The organism is Micromonospora citrea (assembly GCF_900090315.1).
Taxonomy (GTDB): Bacteria; Actinomycetota; Actinomycetes; order Mycobacteriales; family Micromonosporaceae; genus Micromonospora; species Micromonospora citrea.
This window is the reverse complement of sequence record NZ_FMHZ01000002.1, coordinates 287339-306636: the sequence shown is the minus strand read 5'-3', so window position 1 is coordinate 306636 and position 19298 is coordinate 287339. Positions and strand designations below refer to the sequence as shown.

The 19298-nt window shown below is 70.4% G+C and carries 19 protein-coding genes; 12 read left to right on the top strand and 7 right to left on the bottom strand.

Annotation, left to right across the window (positions count from 1 at the left end; translation table 11 throughout):
• Positions 1 to 10: 10 nt before the first annotated feature.
• From GA0070606_RS01690 to GA0070606_RS01675, 4 genes are all read left to right on the top strand, one after another.
• Positions 11 to 1363, top strand: a complete 1353-nt coding sequence (locus tag GA0070606_RS01690; protein WP_425413019.1) for a non-reducing end alpha-L-arabinofuranosidase family hydrolase — start codon at positions 11 to 13, stop codon at positions 1361 to 1363.
• A gap of 345 nt (positions 1364 to 1708) precedes the next feature.
• Positions 1709 to 2215: a hypothetical protein gene (locus GA0070606_RS01685; RefSeq protein ID WP_141721500.1), complete on the top strand. Its 507-nt coding sequence runs from the start codon at positions 1709 to 1711 to the stop codon at positions 2213 to 2215.
• Positions 2216 to 2612: 397 nt separating this feature from the next.
• Complete coding sequence (locus GA0070606_RS01680; RefSeq protein WP_091094730.1) at positions 2613 to 3050, top strand: hypothetical protein; 438 nt, start codon at positions 2613 to 2615, stop codon at positions 3048 to 3050.
• A gap of 111 nt (positions 3051 to 3161) precedes the next feature.
• Positions 3162 to 3542, top strand: a complete 381-nt coding sequence (locus tag GA0070606_RS01675) for a YccF domain-containing protein (protein ID WP_091107137.1) — start codon at positions 3162 to 3164, stop codon at positions 3540 to 3542.
• Positions 3543 to 3735: 193 nt separating this feature from the next.
• Here the strand turns inward: GA0070606_RS01675 and GA0070606_RS01670 are convergent, their stop codons facing one another.
• Positions 3736 to 4827, bottom strand: coding sequence for a response regulator transcription factor (locus GA0070606_RS01670; protein ID WP_218105932.1), 1092 nt, complete (start codon positions 4825 to 4827; stop codon positions 3736 to 3738).
• A gap of 179 nt (positions 4828 to 5006) precedes the next feature.
• On the opposite strand from GA0070606_RS01670, the gene GA0070606_RS01665 reads away from it, so the two are divergent.
• Together GA0070606_RS01665 and GA0070606_RS01660 are read left to right on the top strand one after the other, a co-directional pair.
• Positions 5007 to 6467 carry an FAD/NAD(P)-binding protein gene (locus GA0070606_RS01665; RefSeq protein ID WP_091094729.1) on the top strand — a complete coding sequence of 487 codons (1461 nt, stop codon included), beginning with the start codon at positions 5007 to 5009 and terminating at the stop codon, positions 6465 to 6467.
• A gap of 340 nt (positions 6468 to 6807) precedes the next feature.
• Positions 6808 to 7326 carry a hypothetical protein gene (locus tag GA0070606_RS01660; protein WP_091094728.1) on the top strand — a complete coding sequence of 173 codons (519 nt, stop codon included), beginning with the start codon at positions 6808 to 6810 and terminating at the stop codon, positions 7324 to 7326.
• 214 nt (positions 7327 to 7540) lie between these two features.
• On the opposite strand, the gene GA0070606_RS01655 is transcribed toward GA0070606_RS01660, so the two are convergent.
• Positions 7541 to 8590 (bottom strand): aldo/keto reductase, encoded by a 1050-nt coding sequence (locus GA0070606_RS01655; RefSeq protein ID WP_091094727.1) that lies wholly within the window; start codon positions 8588 to 8590, stop codon positions 7541 to 7543.
• Positions 8591 to 8705: 115 nt separating this feature from the next.
• Between GA0070606_RS01655 and GA0070606_RS01650 the strand changes: the two genes are divergently transcribed.
• On the top strand, positions 8706 to 9161 hold the full coding sequence (locus tag GA0070606_RS01650; RefSeq protein WP_091094726.1) for a MerR family transcriptional regulator: 456 nt from the start codon (positions 8706 to 8708) through the stop codon (positions 9159 to 9161).
• A gap of 14 nt (positions 9162 to 9175) precedes the next feature.
• Here the strand turns inward: GA0070606_RS01650 and GA0070606_RS01645 are convergent, their stop codons facing one another.
• Positions 9176 to 10267: a hypothetical protein gene (locus GA0070606_RS01645; protein WP_141721499.1), complete on the bottom strand. Its 1092-nt coding sequence runs from the start codon at positions 10265 to 10267 to the stop codon at positions 9176 to 9178.
• 124 nt (positions 10268 to 10391) lie between these two features.
• On the opposite strand from GA0070606_RS01645, the gene GA0070606_RS01640 reads away from it, so the two are divergent.
• From GA0070606_RS01640 to GA0070606_RS01630, 3 genes are all read left to right on the top strand, one after another.
• Complete coding sequence (locus GA0070606_RS01640; protein WP_091094724.1) at positions 10392 to 11615, top strand: NAD(P)/FAD-dependent oxidoreductase; 1224 nt, start codon at positions 10392 to 10394, stop codon at positions 11613 to 11615.
• The gene (locus tag GA0070606_RS01635) at positions 11612 to 11995 is read left to right on the top strand and encodes a DoxX family protein (protein WP_091094723.1); all 384 of its coding nucleotides are present in this window, start codon (positions 11612 to 11614) and stop codon (positions 11993 to 11995) included. Before GA0070606_RS01640 ends, GA0070606_RS01635 begins: the two co-directional genes overlap by 4 nt.
• Before the next feature lie 96 nt (positions 11996 to 12091).
• On the top strand, positions 12092 to 12985 hold the full coding sequence (locus tag GA0070606_RS01630; RefSeq protein WP_091094722.1) for an RNA polymerase sigma-70 factor: 894 nt from the start codon (positions 12092 to 12094) through the stop codon (positions 12983 to 12985).
• Between the two features lie 254 nt (positions 12986 to 13239).
• Here GA0070606_RS01630 and GA0070606_RS01625 read toward each other — a convergent pair whose 3' ends face one another.
• The 3 genes from GA0070606_RS01625 to GA0070606_RS01615 all read right to left on the bottom strand — a co-directional run bounded on the left by GA0070606_RS01625 (position 13240) and on the right by GA0070606_RS01615 (position 16300).
• Positions 13240 to 14124 (bottom strand): glycine betaine ABC transporter substrate-binding protein, encoded by an 885-nt coding sequence (locus GA0070606_RS01625; RefSeq protein WP_245724534.1) that lies wholly within the window; start codon positions 14122 to 14124, stop codon positions 13240 to 13242.
• Between the two features lie 74 nt (positions 14125 to 14198).
• Positions 14199 to 15092 carry an ABC transporter permease gene (locus GA0070606_RS01620; RefSeq protein ID WP_091094721.1) on the bottom strand — a complete coding sequence of 298 codons (894 nt, stop codon included), beginning with the start codon at positions 15090 to 15092 and terminating at the stop codon, positions 14199 to 14201.
• Complete coding sequence (locus GA0070606_RS01615) at positions 15089 to 16300, bottom strand: quaternary amine ABC transporter ATP-binding protein (RefSeq protein WP_425413079.1); 1212 nt, start codon at positions 16298 to 16300, stop codon at positions 15089 to 15091. The genes GA0070606_RS01620 and GA0070606_RS01615 overlap by 4 nt, the downstream gene beginning before the upstream one ends.
• 835 nt (positions 16301 to 17135) lie before the next feature.
• Here GA0070606_RS01615 and GA0070606_RS01610 point away from each other — a divergent pair.
• Positions 17136 to 17516 carry a VOC family protein gene (locus tag GA0070606_RS01610; RefSeq protein WP_091094719.1) on the top strand — a complete coding sequence of 127 codons (381 nt, stop codon included), beginning with the start codon at positions 17136 to 17138 and terminating at the stop codon, positions 17514 to 17516.
• Between the two features lie 107 nt (positions 17517 to 17623).
• A complete protein-coding gene (locus GA0070606_RS01605; protein WP_091094718.1) occupies positions 17624 to 18367 on the top strand; it encodes a DUF6193 family natural product biosynthesis protein in 744 nt (247 codons plus the stop codon).
• Here GA0070606_RS01605 and GA0070606_RS01600 read toward each other — a convergent pair.
• Positions 18326 to 19120, bottom strand: coding sequence for a DeoR/GlpR family DNA-binding transcription regulator (locus GA0070606_RS01600; protein ID WP_176737189.1), 795 nt, complete (start codon positions 19118 to 19120; stop codon positions 18326 to 18328). The genes GA0070606_RS01605 and GA0070606_RS01600 overlap by 42 nt on opposite strands.
• Positions 19121 to 19298 lie beyond the last annotated feature (178 nt).

Below are 19298 nucleotides of genomic sequence, written 5' to 3'. Positions count from 1 at the left end.
CGCGTGGTACGTGCTGATCAACCGCAACAGCGGCAAGGCGTTGGACGTGTACAACCTGGCCACGAACGACGGTGCGCGGATCGTGCAGTGGGCGCGCAACGACGGCAACCAGCAGCAGTGGCAGTTCGTGGACTCGGGCGGTGGCTACTACCGGCTCAGGTCGCGGCTGTCCGGCAAGGTGCTGGACGTCTACAACTGGTCGACCGCCAACGGCGCCGGCATCGTGCAGTGGACCGACCACAACGGCACCAACCAGCAGTTCCGGTTGGCCGACTCCGACGGCGGCCACGTTCGGATGATCAGCCGGCACAGCAACAAGGCGATGGAGGTGCAGGGCGCGTCGACCGCCGACGGTGGAAACGTCGTGCAGTACGACGACTGGAATGGCGCCAACCAGCAGTGGCAACTCGTCCGCGTCGACGGCGGAGGCACCCCGACGACCCCGCCGCCCGGCACGTGCGCCCTCCCGTCGACGTACCGCTGGACGTCCACCGGCGTACTGGCCAACCCGAGGTCGGGCTGGGTCTCGCTCAAGGACTTCACCCACGCCCCCTACAACGGCAGGCAACTCGTCTACGCCACCACGCACGACACGGGCACGACGTGGGGCTCGATGAACTTCGGTCTCTTCACCAACTGGTCGGAAATGGCGTCGGCGAGCCAGAACGCCATGCCGTTCGCGGCCGTCGCGCCCACGCTGTTCTACTTCGCGCCCAGGAACGTCTGGGTGCTGGCCTACCAGTGGGGTGGACCGGCGTTCTCCTACCGGACGTCGACCGACCCGACCAACGTCAACAGTTGGTCGGCGCCCCAGGCGCTGTTCACCGGCAGCATCGCCAACTCCCCGACCGGGCCCATCGACCAGGCGCTCATCGGCGACGACACGAACATGTACCTGTTCTTCGCCGGGGACAACGGCAGGATCTACCGGGCCAGCATGCCCATCGGCAACTTCCCGGGCAGTTTCGGTTCGACCTCGACGGTGATCATGAGCGACTCGACGAACAACCTGTTCGAAGCGGTTCAGGTCTACAAGCTCCAGGGGCAGAACCGGTACCTCATGCTCGTCGAGGCGATCGGCTCCCAGGGCCGCTACTTCCGCTCGTTCACCGCCACCAGCCTGGGCGGCTCGTGGACGCCGCAGGCCGCGACCGAGAGCAACCCCTTCGCCGGCAAGGCCAACAGCGGCGCGACCTGGACCAACGACATCAGCCACGGCGAGCTGATCCGCGCCAACGCCGACCACACCATGACCGTCGACCCCTGCGACCTGCGGTTGCTGTACCAGGGACGTTCCCCGAACTCCGGCGGCGACTACGGCCTCCTGCCCTACCGGCCCGGTGTGCTGACGCTGCAACGCTGACGCGGCCCACCCACGTTCACCCGGCAACCCGTGGAGGACCCTGATCCCTCGCTCCCTGGTCGAGCGGCTCGCCGCCGACTGTTCGGGGTGGGCCTCGGCCGACCGAACCGAGCCGCACACGGCTCCGCTGGGGGCGCCGGGGGGTCACGTCGGGAGCGGCCGGCACCGTCCCGGTGCCGGCCGCTCGACGTTCGAGGGTGGCAGGCATTCGTTGCCGGCGGCCCACAGTCGACTGACGCTTCGACGGCTCAAGATTTGTTCAAGGCGACCGATGATCGTGATCGTTCACCGGCATTCGTTGGAAGGATGATCGCAGTCGCGTCCCTGGATGAGAGGATCGTGTTGATGGATCTCGTAAAGCGGTTGCCGGCCCGAGTAACGGGAGTGCGGGTCGGCAGGAGCCGCCGGGGCCAGGCTGCGGCCCTCGCCCTCGTGGCCACGGCGGTTGCCGTGTTCGTCGCGCCGAAGCCGAGCATGGCCGGTGGTGACCCGTACTTCGTCGGGTGTGAGAGTTCGTCCGCGTCGTGTCAGACCGGCGTCAAGGTTGCTGGTCCGGTCGGCGTGTGCATGACCGAATCCGCCACCTATGCCTCGACGAGCGTCTGCCTCGACTACAACGGCGACCACGTCTATGTCAGGGACGGCTCGGCCGACGGCCGCTCGGCGATGGCGCGCATCGACAGCGAACGCGGCCTGGCATACCGGTATTGCCGCAACACGCACGGGCACGGCTCCTGGGCCAGGTGCAACTTCGACTGGAGTGAGGCCGGCAGGAAGACGGTCAACGCTGGTTATCGCCAGAACTATGCCACCATGCCGCTCAGTTACCTGTGGTCGTTCTCCAACAACTGATGCACTGAGGATGCGGGTGAAGTTTCGCCCGGTGTCGTGGAGGATCGCCTCTTCACGGGCACCTGGGCGCGCTTCGCCCGCTTTTCCTTTCCGCCGATGCCACGGGTGCACCGCAAGGACCCGGGAACGCGGGCGAACCGGCCGTCACGTGCGGCGCGTCCGGGTCGCTTCGCTACGGCGCGGCCGGAGCCATGCTGAACACCCGGCTCGCCGACAAGTCTCCCACCCTCAAGATTGTCTCAAGCTCTCCGACGATTCCTGGTGAACGTCCACAGTGGTCGAAACAATCATGCGAACGAATCGAGCAGGGATCAGCCACCGCAGGGCCGGAACCGCTGCTCGAACGGCCGCCGTGGCCTGGGCGCAGCCTTGTCCGCGGCCGACAGGAGGAGGCAAGATGATCAAAAAGGCCGTCAGATTCGCCGTGGCGCTGGGCGCCGGAATCGGCATGGCTGTCGTCGCCATCCCGGGCGCCGCGTCCGCGGCGAACAACGGGTATGCGTGGGCGTGCTGGAAGGCCCCCGACGACCGGATCAACGGTGGGTGCGCCAAGCTCTACGCGAATGGCGAGATCCTGCGGGTGGAGGACATGCAGGCCGACGGCTGGGGCGTCCGGGCGCAGATCCAGAAGTACGTGCCGGACAGCAAGGGCGTCAAGCGGTGGGTCAACCACAGCACCCCATGCTTCGACGACACCAGCACGAGCAACACCAACGGCGGCATGACCGTTTGCAACTACAACACGGCCGAGAACATCCCGATCCGGGTGCACATCTGGGCGTCGCGCAACGGTGTGTACAAGTACCACAACTACAGCCCGTCGATCAAGAGCTGACCGGGTCACCCGGAAAGAATTACCCCGCCATCGGTGCGTCGGCGGGGTAATTCCCCGCGGCAGACGGCTCTGCCAGCCGCGGGCTGGCGCGGTACGGTCATGCTGGCAGACATGATTCGGTTTGCGCTCAACGTGCTGTGGCTCGTCTTCGGCGGTGGGCTCGTGCTGGCCGCCGGCTACGGCATCGCCGCGTTGATCTGCTTCGTCCTGGTGATCACGATCCCGTTCGGCGTCGCGTCGCTGCGCCTGGCCGTCTACTCGTTGTGGCCGTTCGGCCGCACCGTCGTGGCCAGGCCCGACGCCGGGGTCGCGTCGGGGTTGGCCAACGTCCTGTGGGTGGTGCTCGCCGGCTGGTGGCTGGCCCTGTCCCACATCCTCGCCGGCATCGCGCTCTGCGTCACCATCATCGGCATCCCGTTCGGCGTCGCCAACTTCAAGCTCGTCCCCGCCGCGTTCTGGCCCCTCGGCCGCGAGGTCGTCGACGCGCCATAGGACGGCGACGATCCGCCGGGGCGGCCGGTGCCGGTCGTGGAGTCGCCCGGTCTGCATCCGCTGCCGCCGCCGAGGACGCCGTGACCACGAGGCGGCGCGGGCGCGGTGCACTGACGGGCCCGCTGCGTCGCACCGCCCGGCGGGCGCCCGGTGGCACCGTCTCCGGTCGTCCGTCGAAGCCCGGGACCGTCGGTCAGACGGGGCCGTAGGTCGTGGCGCCGGGGCGGTCGCGCAGCGGCCAGTAGTTCTCCGTGAACATGCGGGCCACGAGTTCACCCCGGCTGGAGACCTGGGCCTTGTCGAAGATCGTCTTGACGTGGTCGCGGACCGTGTGCGCGGAGATGAACAGCGCCGCGGCGATGTCGGTGGTGGCGAGGCCGCGCGCGATGTGCTGGGCGATCTCCAGTTCGCGGGGGGAGAGGCCGTAGGCGTCGGCGATCATCGGCGCCATGTCGGAGGCGGGGGCCGGCTCGATGATGAGCGCCGTCGGGCCGGGGCGGTCGTCGGGGCCACTGAGGCACGAGGCGTGGCAGGCAAGCCAGCCGCCGTCGCGGGTACGGATGCGCGCCCGCGCGGTCCGCCCGTCCCGTTCGGCGGCGACCGCCCGTGCCTGCGCCGCCGTCACGACGACGCAGACCGGGAGACGAATGCCGAGGGCCGACGGCTCGGTCGGTCCGTCCGGCACCAGGGCGAGGTAGTGCCGGGCCTCCTCGTTGATCGAGGTGGCGGTTCCGTCGAGGGCGAAAAGGATCATGCCGGGTGCGGTCGGCCCGCCGAGCGCCGGCGCGGCGGACGGGCGGGCGAAGGAGCGCAGCCGCGCGCCGAGGGGCGCGGACAGGCCCGCGACCACATCGATGTCGGTCGGGCCGAAGGGTGCCCGTCCCGTGCGCCGGAACAGGCTGACGACACCCCACGGTCTGCCGCCGGCACGCAACACCGCCCGGAGCTCGTCGATCACACCCTGGCCCCGCAGCCGCCGGTACTGTGCGCTGCGGCCGGGCAGGTCGCCGGTGTTCCACCGCAACGCGCCGGCGGCGGTGACCGAGCGAGCCAGCTCGCGGAAGGGGATGACGGTCTCCTCCAGCAGTTCGCACTCCCAGTAGGCGTAGCACTGCGCGCCGCCGTCGAGGTTCTGCACCCACATGGGGGCGGTGACGAGTCCGGTCTCCGGGTCGGTGACCGACCACACGGCAGCGTCGAAGACGACGCGCTCGCGGAGCCGGGCCGAGACCCGGGTGAAGAGCTCCAGGGAGTCCGTCGCCTCGGCGATCGGGTCGTGGCGCACGATCCAGTCTCCTCTCGGGCAGTCGACCACCCAGCCTGCCTCGGCTCGCAACTGTGTCCCACCCCGCGTTTGGGGGGTTCGGCCTCGCCCGGCGCCCCGTCGGCGGGGGATGGGCGACACGGGCCGTGGCGGCGAGAGTCGTGACGAGGCGATCAAGGACTCGTGAAGGGGTGGCACACATGGAGATCGGAATCATCGGGGCGGGAGCGTCCACGGTAGGGCTGTTGGACGCGCTGGCCCGGTTTGCGCGGGAGCCGGGCGCGCTCACGATCCTCGAGCCGTCGCCGTACCTGTGGCGAGGGCGCGCCTTCGCGCCGGACCTGGAGTCGGTGTTGGTCAACACCCCTCCGATGATCATGTCCGCCAGCCACGGCGACCCTGGACACTACGGCCGGTGGCTCGCCGACCAGGGCGGCTCGTATCTTGACCGGCGCCTCGGCCAGCCGATCGTTCCGCGTGGCGTGTACGGCAGCTACCTGGAGCAGACCGCCGAATCCGCCCTGGCCGGTCTGCGGCGGCTCGGGTGGCGGACCGACGTCGTACGCGAGCGCGTGGCCGGCGTCCTCCCTGCGGACCGGCCTACGCTGGTCACCCACACCGGACGACGTCACCTGGTCGACGTCGCGGTGCTGGCCGTGGGGTGCGGAGTCCCGCAGGACCACTACGGGCTCGGTGGCAGCCCCGGATTCGTCCGCGACCCCTACCCGCTGGCCACCACCCTCGCCGACGTCGCGCCCGAGCGGGATGTCGCAGTCGTCGGTAGCGGCCTCACGGCGGTCGACATCGTCGCCTCGCTGGCGGCCCGTGGCCACACGGGGCGGATCAGTCTGCTGTCCCGCGCTGGAGTGCTGCCGGCCGTGTGGCAGCGACCGGCCAGGGTCACGATGGCTCACCTGACCACCGACCGGCTGGCGGCCCTCGCCCGCGAGCACGGCGCCTTGACGCTCGACCACCTGTGGTCGTTGCTGGACGTCGAACTGGGCCCGGACCTGGCCGAGCTCGCCGAGGAGGTGCGCGCGACCAACTCGGAGGATCCGATCGGGCGGTTGCGGCGCCACCTGTCGCTGATCGACTCGCCCGGCATGGGTCGCCGCCTCCTCCAGCAGGCCGTGCACGTCGTCGGGCCGCACGCCTGGCGTCTGCTGCGCCAGTCCGATCGCGACGTCCTGCGCGGCCGGTACTTCCGCGCGATCGCCAGCCTCAGCTCTCCGATGGTGCCCGGCAACGCCGCCACCATGCTCGAACTGCTGGAGACGGGGCAACTGGCCGTGATCCCCGGCCTGCGGAAGATCGAGCCCGGCGACGGCGGCTTCCGGGTGTTCACCGACGGCAGCGTCCGGAGCGCCGACGTCGTCATCAACGCCGTCAACCCGCCACCGCACTCGATCCCCGACGGCGCCCAGGCCGTGATCGCGTCGATGCTCACCGCGGGGACCGCCGAACTCCACCCCGACGGCGGGCTGAACATCGAGCCCACGACCGGGCGGCTGATGGTCTCCGGGCACGTTGACCCCCGGTGGTATGCGGTGGGCGACCTTGCCGGAGGCGGATCGTTCATCACCACAAGCATCCCGGGCCTGGCCGCGCGCGCCGAGGCGACCGCGCAGGCGATCGTGTCGCCGCTGATGCGTCCGGCGTAGCGCGACGGGGGGCGGGATGGTCGCCCACCCCGCCCCTGTCGGCGACCCGCTGGCCGCTGCCCCAGGGACGCGCAGCGGCCAATAGCCCCTGCGGCCACGCGGGGCCGCGGTGGACGTCGGCGAGACCAGCGACGATGGCAGCGCGGCCCGTGTCATCCGGTGACGGCACGCACAGACCGCACGCCCGACGGGACGGAAACAAGATCGCGGAGCACTGGATCCGGATCGACCGGTGAGGGCTGCGAGCGTAACTCGCCGCCTGACGCGTGGCGGCCGCACACCGCGCCGACGCGATCGGTGCCGCCGGCCGGCCACAGTTGCCAGCCGATAGCCTTCGGCGGTGGATCAGGTACGCCGTGCCGTCGTCTTCGCCGATCACGCCCAGTTCTACATCCAGGATGTCGACGGGCAGGTCGCGGCCGAGGAGGACGATGACCACGACTGGCCGGAGGCGTGGTCGGAGGAGGCGGTCGAGGTATGGCGCATCGGCCCGGACGGCCCGTGTTCGATCGCGATCGGCACGGCCCGCAGCGACCACGTCGAGACGGCCCTGCAGGTGCACCTCGCCGACCCGCCGTTGTCGGCTGATGCCGAACACATCGTGGAGGCGGACCTCGCCGTGCCGAGCGGCGTCGTGCACGTCTTCGGATGCATGGAGGTGCCCGGGCCGCAGCACCGGGTGGACATCCCGGCCGGGCGGTACCGGCTCCGGATCTCTTACCTGCCGTCCGGCCCGCCACCGGCACCGACGTTGCCGTATGCGATCGAGCCGGGTCCGCACTTCCGCCACCACCTGGACCTGTGGCCGTGTGCTCAAGGCAAGGGCGTCGCGGTCATCCGGCGCGGAAGACCGGCCTGACCCGCGAAACAGCCGCGGTCGGTGACGACGGCGCTCGGACATACTGCGGACACTGCCGCCAGGCGCGGATCCTCCACCACCGCTGCCGGGAGGAACTGCGGCACATCGTCGGCCGAGCGTGGCCGAGCCCGAACCGGAAGGCTCGAAGGGGGCGCGAGGGAGACGGGGACGCCCCGTCTCCCTCGCGCCGGAGATCCAGCCCGCCGCAATCAGCTCACGCGGCCGCGCGGTCGGTGAGCGGGCGGCGACGCAGCGCCGTGTCGGTGAGTGAACGCGGGGGCACCAGAGCGTTGGGGTTGTACAGGTTGGTTCCGGGCGGCACGATTTCGTCGACCCTGTCGAGGGTCGCATCGTCCAGGATGAGCGCGGCGCCCTTGAGGAGATCCTCCAGCTGCGGCATGGTCCGCGGCCCGATGATCGCCGAGGTGACGGCGGGGTGGGCAACGGTGAACGCGATGGCCAGCTGCGGGAGGGTGCAGCCGATGTTCTCCGCGAGTTCTACGAGGTGTTCGACGGCGTCGAGCTTGGCGGCATTCTGCGCGTTGTCGGGATCGAACAGCGCCGGCCGGATCGTGGGACGGCCGGTCGACAGGTCGATGGGTTGGTTCTTACGGTACCGGCCGGTGAGGAACCCGAAGGCCAGTGGGCTCCAGACCAGCACGCCCATTCCGTAGCGCTGGCAGACGGGCAGGAGCGAGGCCTCGATGCCGCGGGCCAGGATCGAATACGGCGGCTGCTCTGTGCGGAAACGGCCGAGGCCGCGACGCTCGGAGACGTGGTGCGCCTCCACGATCTCTTCGGCGGGAAACGTCGAGCAGCCGAAGGCGCGGATCTTTCCCTGATGGACGAGGTCGCTGAGTACCGAGAGCGTCTCCTCGATGTCGGTCGAGTCGTCGGGGCGGTGGACCTGATAGAGGTCGATCCAGTCGGTGTCCAGTCGCCGGAGACTGTCCTCGACCGCCCTGATGATCCAACGACGCGAGTTGCCACTGCGGTTGCGGCCCTCGCCCATCTGGAAGTGCACCTTGGTGGCCAGTACGACGTCGTCACGGCGCCCCCGCAGCGCCTTTCCCACGATCTCCTCGGACTCGCCCTGTCCGTACATGTCGGCAGTGTCGACGAAGTTGATTCCCTGGTCGAGGGCGGCATGGATGATGCGGACGCAATCGTCGTGGTCGGAGTTGAAGCCATCCTGGAACATCATGGTCCCGAGGCAGTAGGCGCTGACTTCGATGCCGGTCCCACCGAGGGTGCGATAGCGCATGGTGCTGCTTCCTTACTGGTTCAGCCGTGATTGCACGAGGCGACAGAAGCGTCGATCGCACGGGGAACCCTAGGAGCTGGAGTCGACTCTAGGTCAAGCCACTAGCCTGAGCGGTATGGCTGAGGTCACCACCAATCTGAGCATCGGGCAGGTCGCCGAACGCACCGGCTTGAGCGTGCACGCGTTGCGCTTCTATGAGCACGAGGGCCTTTTCGTCAATCCGGTGCGGCGCGGGCCCGGCGGGCGCCGCGTCTACAGCCAGGATGACGTGGACTGGCTCACCGTCTGCATCATCCTGCGCGCCTCCGGCATGCCCCTGCCCGCCCTGCGCCGCTACGCCGACCTCGTCAGGCAGGGAGCCGGAAACGAGGAGGAACGACTCGCGCTCATGCGCGAGCACCAGACGAGCGTCACCACCCAGATCGGCAAGCTGACCGAGTGCCTGGACCTGATCAGGTTCAAGGTCGGCGTGTACGAGGACCTCCTCGACCCCGACAACGCCGGCGACCACCAGTGTCACGGCCCGACCCCCGCGACACCGGCGCCCTCGACCGAGGTCCGCGTCGGCTGACGCGCGGGCGCGACTCAGGGGGTTCTGGTGCCTGGCCGACGGTCGATGCCGTCGCTCGGCCCGCGCCCCGCCGCAGCGGCCCCGGTGCCGGGCGTCGCGGCCGGCTCGCTGGTCAGACGTCCCAGCCACCGGAGCACCCGATCCACTCCCACCTGGTGCAGGATCATCAGCCCACCGGCGGGAACGAGAACCAGCCCCACGCCGATCATGCCCGCACCGGCCACCACCTGGTCGTCGCGCAACGCTCCCAGCCCGGTGCCGGCGAACGCGGCACCGGCACTGACGGCCGCCACGCCCCACAGCGTGACGCTGCCGAGCAGCTGCGCCAGCCCGCAGGCCACGAGCCCCAGCCCGAAGGCGGCGATGACCAGGCCGAACGTGGCTCCGTCGCGGACCAGTACCGCCGTCCCGCCGCCGATGAACACCACGCCGCCGATCGTCGACGCCAGGTGGGTACCCCGGAAGACCCACTCGTCTGTCCGCCCGGTCACCTGACCAGCGCGGCCCTGGCCGAGGCGGTGCGCTCGGATGCCCCCTTCGGGCGCCCCGCTCCGCTCCGGCGACCGAGCAGGGCCGCCGGCCGTCACACTGCTCCTGCCCGCCCTGAGGACCTGGAGGCCGAGCAGCACGCCGGCGGCAACCAAGGCGGCACCGAACGAGGCATCGCCGTCTCTCATCTCCGCCAGCCCGACGTCGACGAACGCCAACCCCAGCCCCGCGAACGCCGTGAGGAAGGCCAACAGCCCGGCGACGACGAGGTCGGCGGGGATGACCACGGCTGCGGCGACCAACCCCGCCGAGAGCAGTACCGCCGGGCCGGCGAACCCTCGTGGGGTCGTCATCGCGACCACCGCCGCCACCAGTGCCAGCGCCAGCAGCACCCGGAGGGCGTAGCGAACCAGCGGCGCCCGCGGAGGTAACCCCCGAACCCAGTTGGCGGCCGCCAGGACCGCCCCGACCGCCAGCGTGACCGCAACCCCCCGGTAGCCCACCGTGGTGCTCAGCAGGTTGTAGCCCATCGCCCCCGTGGCACCCAGCAGGAAGGCCGCCAGTCGCCCCGGCACCCCCACCCGAGGACGCTCCTCGCCACCGTCGTCGACGTTCACCGCTCCAGCATCGCCTGCCTCCGCCATCGAACCAGCGACTCGACAGTGGCGTACCTCACACGATGTCAGAACGGTCGGTCGCGCGGTGTCTTGAGGCTGAATCCCTGAAGACGGAGGAGACGCCATGACTGGGAACGTTGACGTGGTCGTGATCGGCGGCGGGTACGCCGGCGTCATGGCGGCCAATCGGCTGAGGCGGCGCGACGACGCGGCCGTGACGTTGATCAATCCGCGCCGGGTGTTCGTCGAGCGGATCCGCCTGCACCAACTGGTGGGCGGGTCCGACGACGCGGTCGTCGACTATCGAGAGGTCCTGGCCGAGGGCGTCCGACCAGTGGTCGACGCGGTGACCCTGATCGACGCGGCCGAGCGCACCGTGACGCTGGCGACCGGCGACACGGTGGGCTACGACTACCTGATCTACGCGGTGGGCAGCGGCAGCGCCGACCCGGGCGTGCCCGGAGCTGCCGAGTACGCCTTTCCGATCGCCAGCCTGGAGGAGGCCCGACGGCTGCGGCCGGTCGTCGCCGCCGCGCCGGCGACGGCCCCCGTGACGGTGGTCGGCGCCGGCCCGACCGGCATCGAGACCGCCGCCGAGCTGGCGGAGGCGGGCCGAACGGTGACCCTGGTCTGCGGCGGCGTGCTCGGCCCGTATCTGCACCCGCGGGGTCGGCGCTCGGTCGCCAGGCGGCTGGCCAGGCTCGGGGTGACCGTGCTCGACGGACCCAGCGCGAGGGTGACGGCGGTGACCCGCGACGCCGTGCGACTCGACGGCGGACGCACGCTGCCGAGCCAGGTGACCATCTGGACCGCCGGGTTCGGCGTGCCGGACCTGGCCGGCCGCAGCGGGCTGACCACCGACGCGCTGGGCCGCCTGCTCACCGACGAGACGTCCACCAGCGTGGACGACGCGCGCATCGTCGCCGCCGGAGATTCGGCGGCTCCGTCGGACCTGCCCTTCCGGATGAGCTGCCAGGCCGCCACGAGGATCGGCGCGCACGCCGCCGACACCGTGCTGGCCCGGATCGCGGGCGAGCAGCCGACGCCCATCGCCCTGGGGTTCTTCGGCCAGTGCATCAGCCTGGGGCGGCGCGCCGGAATCTTCCAGTTCGCCTCGAGGGACGACACCGCGAACGGGTGGTACATCGGCGGCGGCCCGGGCGCGCGGCTCAAGGAGTTCGTCTGCAAGCACACCGTCAAGCATCTGGCGGACGAGGCACGCAGACCGGGTTCGCTCACCTGGGTCGGGGACGACAAGCGCCAGGAGGTGCTGCGGGCCAGGCGCGGCCAGGCGCTGCCCCGCCGAACGGCCACCAGTCACCTACCCGAGGCAGGACGAACCGTATGAACCTCGCTCTGTGGATTGCTGCCGGACTGCTGGCGGCAGTCTCCCTCACCGGCGGCATCACCAAGACGCTCGTACCCAAGGAGAAACTGGCTGCGCTGAAGGGCGGGGAATGGACCGGACACGCCAGCGCCGGCTTCGTCAGGAGCATCGGGATCCTCGAACTCCTGGCCGCGGCTGGCCTGGTCCTGCCCGCCGTGCTCCACGTCGCACCGTTCCTGGTGCCGGTGACCGCCGTCTGTTGGGTCCTGCTCATGCTCGGCGCGGCGGTCATCCACTACCGCCTCGGTCAGTTCACATTGATAGCGGTGAACATGTGCTATGTCGCGCTCGCCGTCTTCATCGCGTGGGGGCGCTTCGTCGTCGAGCCGTTCGCCGCCTGACGACGAAGCGCCGGCAGCAGCGCAGACAGGACCAGGGCCTCGCGCGAGCGAGAGCCGTCAGCGACCAGCACCGCAGCGAGGAAGAAGGGTCGAGAATTGAGCCACGCCACCGACCGGGCGACCGAGGCGTTCGTCGCCCACCGCAACCTGCTCTTCACCGTCGCCTACGAGATGCTCGGCTCGGCGGCCGACGCCGAGGACGTCCTCCAGGAAACCTGGCTGCGGTGGATCAAGGTCGACGCGGAGCACGTGCGCGACCAGCGCGCGTACCTGATCCGCATCACCACCCGGCAGGCGCTCAACCGGCTGCGTGCCGTGCAACGTCGCAAGGAGGCGTACGTCGGTCCGTGGCTGCCCGAGCCGCTGCTCACCGCGCCAGACGTCGTCGAGGACGTCGCGCTCGCCGAGAGCGTGTCGATGGCGCTCATGATCGTCCTGGAGACGCTGTCGCCGACCGAGCGCGTCGTCTTCGTGCTGCGTGAGGCCTTCGGTGTCAGCTACGACGAGATCGCGGCCGCCGTCGACAAGAGCCCTGCGGCCGTCCACCAGATCGCGCACCGCGCCCGCCGGCACGTCGATGCCCGCCGCCCCCGCCGGGCGGTCTCCCCGAGCGAGACCCGGGCGGCTCTGGGAGCGTTCCAGCGCGCCGTCGAAGGCAGGGACCTGCAGGGTCTCCTCGACGTGCTCGCCCCTGACGTCGTGCTGGTGGGCGACGGTGGCGGCGTCAAGCAGGCCGCGCTGCGGCCGATCCTCGGCGCGGAGAACGTGGCCCGCATGTTCCTCGGTGGCCTGGGCAAGGTGAGAGGCACATTCACCGGTGAACCGACGGTCGTCAACGGCAACCCGGCACTCCTCGTACGCCTGGACGGCGAGGTTGACGGCGTCATGGCGATCCGTGTCGAGGACGCCGGCATCACCGGCCTCTACTACGTCCGCAACCCGGAGAAGCTCGCCCGCGTCGGATCCGAAACCCCGCTCACCCTGCGGTGAACGTCGGTGCCGCAAGAACGGTACGGGTCGGCGCGCGTTGGCCGGCCCCGCCGGCCGGGTCGGACCGGGCGGCCCTGCGCGAACTGTCGCGCGACCGGACGCCGGTCGAGGCGGGCGGTCCGACTCGGCGCACCGTCGGAGGGGAGGTCCGCGACGGGTCCTGACTCGGGTACGGCTGAGCGAAATCGCGCGCGAAGCCCATGGCCGGGGCCCGTCGATGCGGCGGGCCCCGACCATGCGGGCTGGGCCCACGGTCAGGCGAGCGCCTTCAGGTAGTCGGGGTTGGCCTTCAGCCACTCCTCGACGGCCTTCTTCTCGTCACCCTTGTGGGTGTTGAACATCAGGTCCTCCAGCGAGGCGAGCTGCTGGCTGTCCATCTTGAACTGCTGGAGCATCTTCGTCACCTCGGGGAAGTCCTTGCCGAAGTCCTTGCGGCCGAACGTGTTGATCTGCTCGGCCGCGCCCAGGGTGCCCTTCGGGTCGGCCAGGTCCTTCAGCTCGTACTTGGCGTACGCCCAGTGCGGGTGCCACAGGGTGACCACGATCGGCTTCCTGTCGGTGATCGCGCCGTCGAGCGCGGCCAGCATGGCCGGCGTGGAGGAGGTCTTCAGCTTCATCGCACCGTCCAGGCCGTACCCGGGCAGCACCTTCTCCTGGGTGGCCTTGGTCAGGCCGGCGCCCGGCTCGATGCCGATGATCTCCCCACCGAAGGTGTCGGCCTTGCCGGCCAGATCCGCCAGCGATTCGACACCCTCGACGTACGCGGGAACGGCGATGCTCAGGCTGGCGCCCTCGTACCAGACGCCGAGCTTCTCCAGCTTGTCGCCGTACTTCTCCAGATAGGAGGCGTGGGTCTGGGGCAGCCAGCCGTCGAGGAAGAAGTCGATGTCGCCGCTCGCGAGCCCGCCGTAGACGAGACCGGCCTCCAGGTTCTTGAGCTGGACCTGGTAGCCCTTCTCCTCGAGGATGTGCTGCCACAGGTGGGAGACGGCGATCGCCTCGTCCCAGGCCATGTAGCCGATGGTGATCTTCTTGTCGCTGCCGGACGGGCCGTCCGACTTCTCGCTGCACGCGACGGCACCCAGGGCCAGGGTGGCGGTCACCGCGACGGCGAGGACTCGTTTCAAGGTGTTGAACACGATCTTCCTTCCTGATCGGTGGCAGCCGGCGGCCCGCGTACGCGGGCAGAGGAGACGCCGGCGGAGGGCGACGGTCAGGCGGCCTGTCGCGCGAGGCGCTGCGCCCGCGCGGCCGGGAACCGGTCGCCCACGGAGTCGGTGAGCCGGTCGAGCACCACGGCGAGGACCACGACGGCGATCCCGCCCTCGAAGCCGCTGCCCACCTCGACCTGGGAGAGGGCAAACATGATCACGTCGCCGAGGCCGCCGGCACCGACCATGCCGGCGATGACCACCATGGACAGCGCCAACATGATCACCTGGTTGACGCCGGTCATGATCGTCGGCAGGGCCAGGGGCAGCTTGGTGCGCAGCAGCACCATCCAGGGCGGGGCGCCGAACGACTCCGCGGCCTGGACGATCTCCCGGTCCACCTGGCGCAGGCCGAGCTCGGTCAGGCGTACGCCCGGCGGCATGCTGAACACCAGCGTGGCCAGGACGCCGGGCACCGTGCCGATGCCGAAGAAGAAGATCGCGGGGATCAGGTAGACGAACGCGGGCAGCGTCTGCATGAGATCCAGCACCGGCCGGGCCACGGCCGACGCCCGGCGGTTCTCCGCGATGAAGACCCCGAGCGGGATCGCCAGCACCAGGGCGAGCACGCTGGCCACGAGCACCTGCGCGAGCGTGCTCATGGTCTCTTCCCAGTACGGCATCCCGGCCACCAGGCCGAGGCCGACGGCGCTGCCGAGCCCGAACTTCCAGCCGCGCAGCCACCAGCCGAGCCCGGCGAGGACCAGCACGACCGCCACCGCGGGTACGCCGGTGAGCAGCTCCTCCAGCGGGCGGACGAGGGCCTCGACCACGGCCGATACCGTGTCGAAGACCGGGCCCAGGGTGCGGGTGGCCCAGTCGACGGCGGCCTCGGTCCAGGCGCCGAGCGGGATCCGGGGCAGCCAGTCGTCGAGCGGGGACCGCGTCGTGCTCATGCCGGCTCTCCCTCCGTGGCGACCAGCTCGACCTCGGAGCGCGCCGGCAGGTCCGCCGGGGGCGGCGGTGGGGACCCACCCTCCGGGTTCGCGCTGGACAGGGCGCTGAGCAGGGTGATCCGGGGGATCACGCCGGCCAGGCGCCCCCGGTCGTCGAGGACGGCGACCGGGTGCTGGCTCTGCGCGCAGTCGGCGAAGAGGTCGGCCACCGCCGTGTCCATGGTCACCGTCCGGACCCGTTCGGTCGACACGTACCCGTCGAGGCGCTGCCGACCCTCGCGCAGCGCCCGAAGCACCTCGTCCTCGGTGACGGTGCCGAGGAACTTCTTCATCGGCCCGGTCACGTAGATCACCGAGGTCTGGCTCTCGCGCAGCGCCTTGGCGGCCACCCGGGGACCGGCACTGACGTCCAGGACCTGGTGCGGCTTCTCCATCACCGACGCGGCGGTCAGGATCCGGGTCCGGTCGACGTCGGCGACGAACTGCGCGACGTAGTCGTTGGCCGGGTCGGTGAGGATCTCCTCGGCCGTGCCGATCTGGACGATCCGGCCGTCCCGCATCACCGCGATCCGGTCGCCGAGCCGCATGGCCTCGTTGAGGTCGTGGGTGATGAAGACGATGGTCTTGCCCAGCTCGGCCTGGAGTTCGAGGAGCTGGTCCTGGATCTCCCGGCGGATGAGCGGATCCAGCGCGGAGAACGCCTCGTCCATCAGCAGGATGTCGGTGCCGGCCGCGAGCGCGCGGGCCAGCCCGACCCGCTGACGCATGCCGCCGGACAGGTCGCGGGGGAGCTTGTCCGCCCACTCCTCGAGCCCGACCATGCGCAGCGCCTTCAGGGCGCGCTCGCGCCGCTCGGCCTTCGGTAGCCGGGCGACCTCAAGCGCGTAGCCGGCGTTCTCCAGCACAGTCCGGTGCGGCATGAGCGCGAAATGCTGGAAGACCATGCTGATCTTCTCCCGTCGCAGCTTGCGCAGCGCCGCGGGCTTCAACGTGGTCAACTCGACCCCGTCGACCCGCACGCTGCCCGTGGTGGGGCGCAGCAGGCCGTTGAGCATGCGGATGAGGGTCGACTTGCCGGAGCCGGACAGGCCCATCACGACGAAGATCTCGCCGGGGCGTACCTCGAAGTTCGCGTCGATCACGGCCGCCGTGGCCGGCAGCCCGGCCAGCGCCTCGGCGCGGGGCGCGCCGGAGGCGAGACGTCGCATCGCCTCGTCGGTGCGGCTGCCGAAGATCTTGTAGAGCGACTTCACTCTGAGTGCGGGCACGATCCCCTCTCCGATAACGACCGCTGGCGGATCGCGCCGGCGGTCACATCTTCGTGTCTCGTCCGTCGATATCAACATCGGTCACATTCATCGCACCGCAAGGGCTGGCCCGAGAACCTACCGACGTCATCGGCGGGATTCCAGTCGCAACCTGAGGAACTGTGGAATTGACCACAGGAATATGCGCGCCCGGGGCTGTGAATTCGGACGTGTGTGCGCAGGCGGAGCAGGTTCGCCGCTCACAGACGGGACTGATTCAGGCGATCATGAAGCTTTTGTGCCGGTTTTTCGCCGGCCCTGCGGACTGGTAGGTCCGTTGTGGCCGATCGTGCGAATATGACGACCGCGATTGAGAAACGTCATGAGATCGTGAGGTTCCGTCATGCGATCGTCATATTCCGGAGGGGGCGCAGGGGAGCCGGGGCGCGTGGCCGGCGAATCCAATCTGATGCCATGCCGAACTGCCGGGCATGGATTCGACAGGCCGGTCCCGAGGACCTCTCCGATGCGGCGGGTGGGCATCACCCGCCACCCGTTGCCGTCAGCGCTGCCGATCGCGAGGCGCGTGGCAGCGCGTCTCCGCCGTCACCGAGGCGCGAGGGCGCCGCTGCCACGACCGGCGTCACCGAGGCGAGAGGGCGCCGCTGCCACGACCGGGCGTCCACAGGTTCCTGGCGGGCGTACCGGGCGAGCGGTGTGCGCCAGGCGACGATGTGGGGCAAAGCGGAAGCTTGCCGCCCCGGCGGGGATTACGCTGTCGCACGAGGTGAGCAACATGTTGGCAGACGCACCGGCGCAGGCGGCCATTCCCGCGAGCGACATGGAGCGGGCCAAGCGTTTCTATCGTGAGACGCTGGGCCTGGCCGTGTCGCAGGAAGCCGAGGACGCGGTCCATTTCGAGTCCGGTGGAACGCGGTTCTTCGTCTATCCCACGTCAAACGCCGGGCAGGCGCCCCACACGCTGGCGGCCTGGCTGGTCGCCGACCTCGACGCCGAGATGGCGGATCTCCGGAGGCGCGGCGTGACGTTCGAAGAGTATGATCTCCCGGGCCTCAAGACAGTCAACGGCGTCGCGGAGTTTCCGACGATGCGCGGTGCCTGGTTCAAGGACAGCGAGGGCAACATTCTCGGTGTGACTCAGGCCCGCGAAGGATAGTCCCCGCAGTTGTGCCGACTCGTTCCGGCTCGACCGGTCGTATCGAGCCACCCCGGCGGCAACCCCTGCCCGGGCCACCGCTCGGCGTGGGCGAGCATGATTGACGTGTGTCCGACCAGCGCGGCCGGGCCGGGCCGGACCCGGTCCCGTACCCGGACATCGCTCGGGCAGGCGACCTCCGGCGGGCCCTGCAAGGCCAGTTCGACGCGGCCGGTCTCGCCTGCCGGGCCCGCCACGTGTCCTCGCCCGGCTGGCGGCACGTCGCGGCGAGAGTCGTCGGCGTCGAACGCGACGCCGATGTCGTGACGGGCATCGGCGAACGAGCCTTCTGCCTGCGGTTGCGGGCGCGAGGCGTGGGCATGGCGCGGGGCACGACAGTCGAACTGTCGGGCGTCGCCGCGGCGATGCACGCCTGGCAGTCGGGCGTCCGCCTTCGCCAGTTGGTCTCGGCATGGCCGTTCCTGCGCACCGACGGGTTCGCCGAGGCGTACGAGCGCGGCGACGCCGAGGCCATCGGCCATCGATGGCGGCAGTACCACGAAGACCCTTCGCAGGCGCGCCAGCTGACTCGCCTGCGTCCGTTCGTCGCGCACGCGTTCCGCGAACCGCGACTGCGAGCGCTGCTGCCGTACACCAGCCACCGGACGCTGCGCTTCAGCCGGACCGTGAGCCTTCCGTACAGCGACGACTGTCCCTTCGTGGAGCCGCTGCGGGACGGGCGATATCTCGTCAGGGCAGCAGACGGTCGTGAACTCGGAACGGCCGACGCGGCCGGCGGTGTGGCGTTGGTGCTGGCCGCACTCGACGCGTCAGCCGGCGCAGACGATGAGTTCCACGTCGGCCGCGCGTAGCGCGTCGGCCACCGCCGGCGGCGGAGGCTGGTCGGTCACCACCATGTCGACCAGGTCGAACGTGACCAGTCGGATCGGGGCCGAGGTGGCGAACTTGGTGTGGTCGGCGAGGACGACCACCCGGTCGCAGATGTCGATCAGGGCACGCTTGGTGGGGCGTTCCACGTCGGCGGCGACGTAGATGCCGCCGGCGTTGATGGCCGCGGCGGCCAGGAAGAAGACGTCCGCGTGCAGCCCCTCCAGGCACCGGACGGTGATCTCACCGACCAGCGCCTGACTGTCCGCGAGGAGTTGGCCACCGAGGGCCACGACCTGCACGTCGGGCAGGCCGAGCAGGTGTTGCAGCACGGGGATCGAGTGGGTGATGACGCTGCCCTGGAAGCCGGGCGGCAGGTGGGTGGCCAGCTCGTACGCGGTGGTGCCCGCGTCGACGGCGACGGTCGCGTTGCGTTCGATCAGGGTCGCGGCCCGCTCGGCGATGCGTCGTTTGCTCTCCGCCTCCTGCCCGGCCCGGCTGGCGAAGCTGGCTGTGCGCAGGGTGCCGTGCGGCAGGCTCGCTCCACCGTGGACCACCCGCAACTCGCCGGTCTCCGACAACCGCTTCAGGTCGCGCCGGATCGTCATGTCGGAGACGCCGAACAGCTGACTCAGGTCGGTGATGGAGGCGAAGCCGGTGGTGTGCAGGCGTCGCATGATCGCCTGACGCCGCGCCGCCGCGCTCGTCGGCGTGGCCACCTCGCTCGTCACCGCCACCGCCCTCTCCTCGTCGCGGTCGTCTGCGTCGCTGTGCCGGGCCCGTGTGGCCGCCCTGTGGACCGGGGCGGGCGTGTCGGGCGCCGGTGCGACCGCGGGGACTCCAACTCTACGGCCGAGCCTCGCTTGCGGACGCATCGACCGTCGCGTGTGCCGCGGCGTGCCCCGGGCTCCGCCG